Genomic DNA, 6,576 nt, shown 5'->3' on the forward strand with positions numbered 1-6,576 from the left:
GCCGGGGCCGCTTTGCGGCCCCGATGGTCTCAGCCTTGCGGCTTCTCGGCAGGCTGCCATAGCACCTCGGCCACCCCCTGGCGTCGGCCGATGATCCGCGCTGCGACAAACAGCAGGTCCGACAACCGGTTGATATAGGCCAACCCCACCCCCTCAAGCGGCTCGACGGCATTCAACTGCTGGCAGCGCCGCTCCGCCGCCCGTGCCTGGGCGCGACACACATGGGCCTGGGCTACCAGCGCCGAGCCGCTGGGCAGAATGAAGTTCTTCAATGGCCCCAGCTCCTCGTTCCACCTATCGATGACCGCTTCCAGGCGCTGCACTTCGGCCTGGTCCAGCGCCTGGTAACTGGGCATCGCCAGTTCGCCGCCGAGGTCGAACAGACGATGCTGACAAGGCGCCAACACCTCGCTCAGCTCATCCAGGCCTTGCTCGGCCAGCCCGGCGAGCAGCACGCCCAACTGGCTGTTGAGCATGTCCACCTCGCCGATGGCCTCGATGCGCGGATGGTCCTTGGGGACGCGGCGACCGTCGCCAAGGCCGGTCTCGCCCTTGTCGCCGGTGCGGGTGTAGATCTTCGACAGGCGATAGCCCATGTCATGCCTCCGTCTTGGCCGGGGGCATGGCCCCCAGCTGGCTCAAGGGCAGGCGCAGGGTGAAGCAGGTGCCTTGGCCTGGGGTGGAGTGCACCTCCATCTGCCCTTTGTGGTTGTTGGTGATGATGAAGTACGAGACCGAAAGGCCCAGACCGGTTCCCTGGCCGATCTCCTTGGTGGTGAAGAACGGCTCGAAGGTGCGCTTGCGCACCGACTCGGGCATGCCGATGCCATTATCTTCCACCTGGATCTCGGCCCACGGTGGATTGAGGCGGGTGCGCAGGGTGATGCGCCCGGGTTCGCTGGGCGCCGGGCGCTGATGGATGGCCTGGGCGGCGTTCTTCAGCAGGTTGAGCAGCACTTGCTCCAGCTCGTTGGCGGTGCAGGGCACGGGGCCGAGCTCGGGGTCGAACTGGCGGACGATGGCCTGGCCCTTGAAGTCGAAGCCCTCCGTCAGGTCGAAGTCGTTGCCGGCGATCTCCACTGCCTGGTCGATCAAGGCGGGCAGGTTGCAAGGCGCCAGTTGGCGGTTGCTGCGGCGGCTGAAGCTGAGCATGTGGGTGACGATCTTCGCGGCCCGCGCGCCGGCCTGCTGGATGCCGTCGAGCAATTGCGGCACTTCGCGGCCCTCCAGGTAGCGGTTGATGCTGGCCAGGTCGATGCCCAGCTCGTCGGCCTGCTCCTGATTGCGCGGCAGTTCCGGCGACAGGCGTCGACGAATGTTCTGCACGTTGTGCAGGATCGCGCCCAGCGGGTTGTTGATCTCGTGGGCCATGCCTGCGGCCAGGCCGCCGACCGAGAGCATCTTTTCCGATTGCACCATCATTTCTTCCAGCGACAGGCGCTGGGTGATGTCGTCGATGCGGATCACCACCCCACGCCCGCCGCCGCCGGTCAGCGGATAGAACGTGAGCGCGTAGTGGCGTGGCTCGTCGTCCTTGGGCCAGGTGACCCGCTCGACCTTCGCTACCCGGTGTTTTTCCACCGTCTCCTTGAGCTGTGGCAGGAATGGCTTGAGTGGCTCGAAAGCGATGAAGATCGGCTGGTTCAGCGCCTCGTCCAGCGGCGTCCCGGAAAGCGCGGTGGCTTCCTGGTTCCATTGCGTGACGTAGAGCTGCTCGTCGAGGGCGATCAGTGCCGAAGGCATGGAGTCGATGATGCTGTTCAGGTAGTTCTGGAAGCCTGTCAGCTTTTTCTCGATCTTGCTGCGCACCTGAACTTCCAGTTCCAGCTTGCGGTTGGTGTGGCGGGTTTCCTCGGCCAGGCCCTGGGCCTGGTCGAAAGCCGACTGGAATTCGTCGCGGGCACGCTTGAGCTGGTCTTCGCGCGCTTCGATACGCGACAGCATGGTGTTGAACGCTTCGGCAAGGCTGCCGATTTCGTCGTCGTTGCCCCGTTGCGCACGCAGGGCGTAGCTCTCCTCGCGGGTCACCTGGCGCGAGAGCTCCTCGAGGCTGTTGATCGGCTGGGTGATCAGGCGCTTGATCTGCCGGGCGATGATCAGCCACAGCAGAATGCTGAACACCAGGATCGCCAGGCTGGCAGACAGGGTGCCGGTATAGAACGCAACCGGCAATTCGCTGCTGGCCACCAGCAGCAGGTGCGCGGGCGGGCTGCCTGGACGGGGCAGGGCGATCAGCTGGGTGCTGCGAAACTCGGTGAGGCGCCAGCCGTCGATGTTGCGGTAGCGCTTGGGCATGCTCAGTGGCTGGCCATGTTGCAGTTGGGCCAGCAGGCGCCCGTCGCTGGCATACACGGCGGCGGCGCGCAGGGGTGAATAGCTGTCGAGCTCCTTGAGCAAGGCGCTGGCGGCTTCTGGGCTGTCGCTGGCGCGCGCGGAAAGCTGTGGATTGGCGACCAACCGGCCGATGGTCTGTAGCGCCTGGGGAGCCATGCTTTCCTGGGTGATCCAGTAGGCGGCGCTGATGAAGGCCAGGTTGGCCACCAGCAGGATGGTGACCAGCAGCACCAGCAGGGCGGCCAGCAGTTTTTGCCCGACCGGGAGGTTTTCCAGGCGTTGGCGCAGGGTCATGGGCGAGGTGATGTCCGTGTCGGTGGGTGGGCAGCGTCAGTCGCTGGGCAGGTTGCGTGCCTGCAGGTTATCGACCAGGCGTTGGCGCAGGTGTTCCAGGCCAGGTGTCGCCAGGCCATGCCGGGCGGCAACGTTGCAGGCATGGCCAAGCAGGTAGTGCAGCTCGGTACGTCGGCCTGCGCGCACGTCCTGGTACATCGAAGAGTAGTTGGCCGCGGTCGCCACGATCACCCGTTGGACGTCTTCGGCCAGGTTTTCGGCCGCTTGCGCTTGCCCAGCACTGCTCAGGAGGGTGCCCAGTTCCACGCACAGTGCGTCGACTTCAGGCAGGTGACCAAGCAGCCCGCCATTCTGGCAGTCGTAAAGCACCGTCAGCGGGTTGATCGCGCAATTGAGTGCAAGCTTGCGCCACAGGCGGGTGAGTATGTCCAGCGACCACTCGGCCGGGATGCCGGCCTCGCTCAGATCGCCGAACCATTCGGGGACGCCAGGGTTGCCCGGATCGCCCAGCCAGTTGAAGCCCTGGCCAGCAAACCGCACCTGCCAGTCGCGCTCGCGGAACGCACCTTCGGTGCTGGAGGCGAAGATACAGCGGGCGTGGGGAGCCTGCTCGGCCACTTCATCCTGGCTGCCGAGGCCGTTCTGCAGCAGGACCAGCTCAGCACCTTCGGCCAGCCGCGGCGCCAGGCGCGCGATGGCAGGCGCGGCGTCGTAGGCCTTGCACGCCAGCAGCAGGCGGTGGATAGGGCCTTCGCCCTCGCAGGTCTGTGCCGGAATGGCGAATTGCGTTGTCTGGTGCTGTTCGATCAGGGTCAGGCCGCCTTCGGCTTCATAAGCTGCCAGGCGCTGTTCGTCGCGCAGCACCAGGCGCACGGCCTTGCCTGCCCGTGCCAGGCGACAGGCCCAGAGGCTGCCGAGGCTGCCGGCGCCGAGAATATGCCAGGTGCTGCTCATCTGCGTTTCGCAACCCGTTATAATGAGCCCGCATTTTAACCGTCAAACCCGACGCGCTCCATCTTCATGCCGAGCGCGCTTTTATTTTATGGAGAACAACCATGCCTTCGTTCGACGTGGTATCGGAACTGGACAAGCACGAAGTGCAGAACGCGGTCGAAAACGCCATCAAGGAGCTCGATCGCCGCTACGACCTCAAGGGCAAGGGCAGCTTCGAGTTCAAGGACAAGGAGCAGACCGTGATGCTCACTGCCGAAGCCGAATTCCAGCTCGAGGCGATGATCGAAATCCTGCGCCTGGCGCTGGTCAAGCGCAAGATCGACGTCAAGTGCCTGGAAACCAAGGATCCCTATGCTTCCGGCAAGGAAATGAAACAGGAAGCCAAGTTCCGCGAGGGCATCGACAAGGAGCTGGCGAAGAAGATCGTCGCCCACATCAAGGATGCCAAGCTCAAGGTCCAGGCCGCCATCCAGGGCGAGCAGGTACGGGTCACCGGCAAGAAGCGCGACGACCTGCAGGAAGCCATCGCTGCCCTGCGCGCCAAGGAATTCGACATGCCGCTGCAGTTCAACAACTTCCGCGACTGATTCTGCGGGGCAGGAACCTTGATGGCACACCAATGTCCATCGCTTCCTGCGACCGCTGAATGTCCGGCGGTCTGCTTTACTGTGCACGTGTCGTTCGACATCAGGAGATGAACATGGATTTGAACGCTGAAGTCGATCAACTGGTACGCCAGTCCGAGACTTGGATTCCCTTGATCATGGCGTACGGCAGTCGTTTGTTGCTGGCGCTGCTGACCCTGGCGATCGGCTGGTGGATCACCAACAAGATCAGTGATCGATTGGCCAGGCTCGTCGGCCTGCGGGTGGCTGACCCGGCGTTGCAGGGTTTCATCCGCACGCTGTCCAACATCGTGCTCAAGGTGATGCTGGCGATCAGCGTGGCGTCGATGATCGGCATCGAAACCACCTCGTTCGTCGCTGCCATGGGTGGTGCCGTGCTGGCCATCGGCCTGGCCTTGCAGGGCAGCCTGGCAAACTTTGCCGGTGGCGTGCTGATCCTGCTGTTCCGCCCGTTCCGCATCGGCGACTGGATCGAGGCCCAGGGTGTGAGCGGGACCGTCGACAGCATCCAGATCTTCCATACCGTGCTGCGTAGCGGTGATAACAAGACGGTCATTCTGCCTAACGGCACCTTGTCCAACGGCATCATCGTCAACACCAACCGCCAGCCGACGCGCAAGGTCGTGTTCGACGTGGGTGTGGACTACGAGGCCGACCTGCAGAAGGCGCGCAACGTGCTGCTGGAGCTGGCGCAGGACCCTCGGGTGCTGCCCGACCCAGCGCCTCAGGCGGTGGTTGCCACGCTTGGTGACAGTTCGATCACCGTGTCGCTGCGCCTGTGGACCAAGACTGCCGACTACTGGGACGTGATGTTCATGCTCAATGAGCAGGCGCGGGATCGCCTGAAGGCCGAGGGGATCGACATTCCCTTCCCGCAGCGGGTGATTCGCGTGGTGCAGGAGACTGCCGCGCAGTAACCCACGCTGTACAACAGGGCCCCTGCAGGGGCCCTTGTTTTTTTGCGCCTTACACTTGTTCACAGCCAAAGCCGGTGATTTCTGGCATATAGCCTGACCCCTTCTGTCTGCACCCGAAACGCCATCATGAAACCATTGTTGTATATCACTCCTCTGCGGGCCCTGTTGTTCGGCCTGACCCTTGCCCTGTTCGAACTGCTGACCTACCTGGCCAGCGATGCCGTCATGCCTGCCATGCCGGTGGTGGTCGACGATCTCAAGGCCAGCCCTGAATTCATTCCGCACGCCCTGAACCTCTACCTGCTTGGCGGCGTAGTGCTGCAGTGGCTGATCGGCCCGCTGGCCGACCGCTATGGCCGCCGTCCACTGCTGCTGACCGGCTGCGCCTTCTTTGGTGTGGCATGCCTTGCGACCTTCTGGGTGCACGATATCGGCCTGTTCAATCTGCTGCGCCTGCTGCAGGGCATTGGCCTGGGCTTCGTGGTGACGGTGAGCTATCCGGCGCTCAACGAGGCGTTCAGCGAGGCTGACGCGGTGCGGATGATGGCGCTGCTGGCCAACATTGCGCTGCTCTCGCCGTTGCTCGGGCCGCTGGTGGGGACGTTGATGCTGCAGTGGCTCGACTGGCGCTGGCTGTTCGTCGCCTTCGCGGTGGGCGCGGTGCTGTGCTGGGGGCTGCTGTATCGCCTGATGCCCGAAACCCTCGGGGTCGAGCGCCGTGATGGCTCGCGCCTGGCCTTCACACCCATCCACCTGTTGCCCTTGCTGGCCGGTTACGCGCAGTTGCTGGGCAACCGTCGTTTTGTGGCTGGCAGCGCGGCATTGGGTTTGGTGGGCTTGCCGCTGATCGGCTGGATCGGCCTGTCGCCGGTCCTGCTGATTCATGACGAGGGGCTGAGCACCCTGGAATACGCGCTGTGGCAGTTACCGGTGTTTGGTGGACTGATCCTCGGCAACCTCATCATCAATCGTATTGCGGATCGTTATCCGCTGCCTGCGCTGGTGCGCGGTGCCCTGTGGCCGTACCTGGCCGGGTTGTGCCTGATGGTGCTGGCGACCTGGTTGTGGCCGACGGTGACCAGTGTGGTCGCTGGCATGTCGCTCTATGCACTGGGGTTGGGTGTGGCCAACGCGGTGCTGTACCGCATGACGCTGTTCTCCAGCGAGCAGAGCAAGGGGCTGGTCTCGGCGATGCTGGGGATGATCACCATCGCCTTGCTGGGGCTGGGGGGCGCAGTGTTGGCGATGCTGGGGGCAGGGGCGAGCTTGTTGCACTTTGCCTTGGGTGCTGGGATTGCCGGGGCGCTGGCGCTGTGGCCGTTGTGGTTCGTGGTGGGCGGTCGGCCTGGGGAAGGGGCTGTCGTTCAGTAGGCTTGAAAACGGCCTCGTCCTTTTCGCGGGCAAGCCCGCTCCCACAAGTACACCATGGGTTTCAAGAGCAGTGGTGTACC

General features: G+C 63.9%; 6 protein-coding genes. 3 read left to right on the top strand and 3 right to left on the bottom strand.

What is annotated here, in order from left to right; all coding sequences use genetic code 11:
- Window positions 1-29: 29 nt before the first annotated feature.
- Genes APH44_RS18990 through APH44_RS19000 form a run of 3 tightly spaced genes read right to left on the bottom strand, consistent with a single transcriptional unit; the run spans window position 30 to window position 3,582 of the window.
- The gene (locus APH44_RS18990) at window positions 30-596 is read right to left on the bottom strand and encodes a cob(I)yrinic acid a,c-diamide adenosyltransferase (RefSeq protein ID WP_054894020.1); all 567 of its coding nucleotides are present in this window, start codon (window positions 594-596) and stop codon (window positions 30-32) included.
- 1 nt (window position 597) lies between these two features.
- Complete coding sequence (locus APH44_RS18995; RefSeq protein ID WP_054894021.1) at window positions 598-2,628, bottom strand: ATP-binding protein; 2,031 nt, start codon at window positions 2,626-2,628, stop codon at window positions 598-600.
- A 36-nt stretch (window positions 2,629-2,664) separates the two neighbouring features.
- A complete protein-coding gene (locus tag APH44_RS19000) occupies window positions 2,665-3,582 on the bottom strand; it encodes a putative 2-dehydropantoate 2-reductase (RefSeq protein WP_054894022.1) in 918 nt (305 codons plus the stop codon).
- Window positions 3,583-3,683: 101 nt separating this feature from the next.
- Here APH44_RS19000 and APH44_RS19005 point away from each other — a divergent pair, with 101 nt between their 5' ends.
- The 3 genes from APH44_RS19005 (at window position 3,684) to APH44_RS19015 (ending at window position 6,496) form a co-directional block, all read left to right on the top strand.
- Window positions 3,684-4,169: a YajQ family cyclic di-GMP-binding protein gene (locus APH44_RS19005; protein ID WP_054894023.1), complete on the top strand. Its 486-nt coding sequence runs from the start codon at window positions 3,684-3,686 to the stop codon at window positions 4,167-4,169.
- 113 nt (window positions 4,170-4,282) lie between these two features.
- Window positions 4,283-5,125 (top strand): mechanosensitive ion channel family protein, encoded by an 843-nt coding sequence (locus tag APH44_RS19010; protein WP_054894024.1) that lies wholly within the window; start codon window positions 4,283-4,285, stop codon window positions 5,123-5,125.
- A gap of 126 nt (window positions 5,126-5,251) precedes the next feature.
- Window positions 5,252-6,496: an MFS transporter gene (locus APH44_RS19015; protein ID WP_054894025.1), complete on the top strand. Its 1,245-nt coding sequence runs from the start codon at window positions 5,252-5,254 to the stop codon at window positions 6,494-6,496.
- The last annotated feature ends 80 nt before the right edge of the window (window positions 6,497-6,576 follow it).

The organism is Pseudomonas sp. NBRC 111143, from assembly GCF_001320965.1.
Taxonomy (GTDB): domain Bacteria; phylum Pseudomonadota; class Gammaproteobacteria; order Pseudomonadales; family Pseudomonadaceae; genus Aquipseudomonas; species Aquipseudomonas machongensis.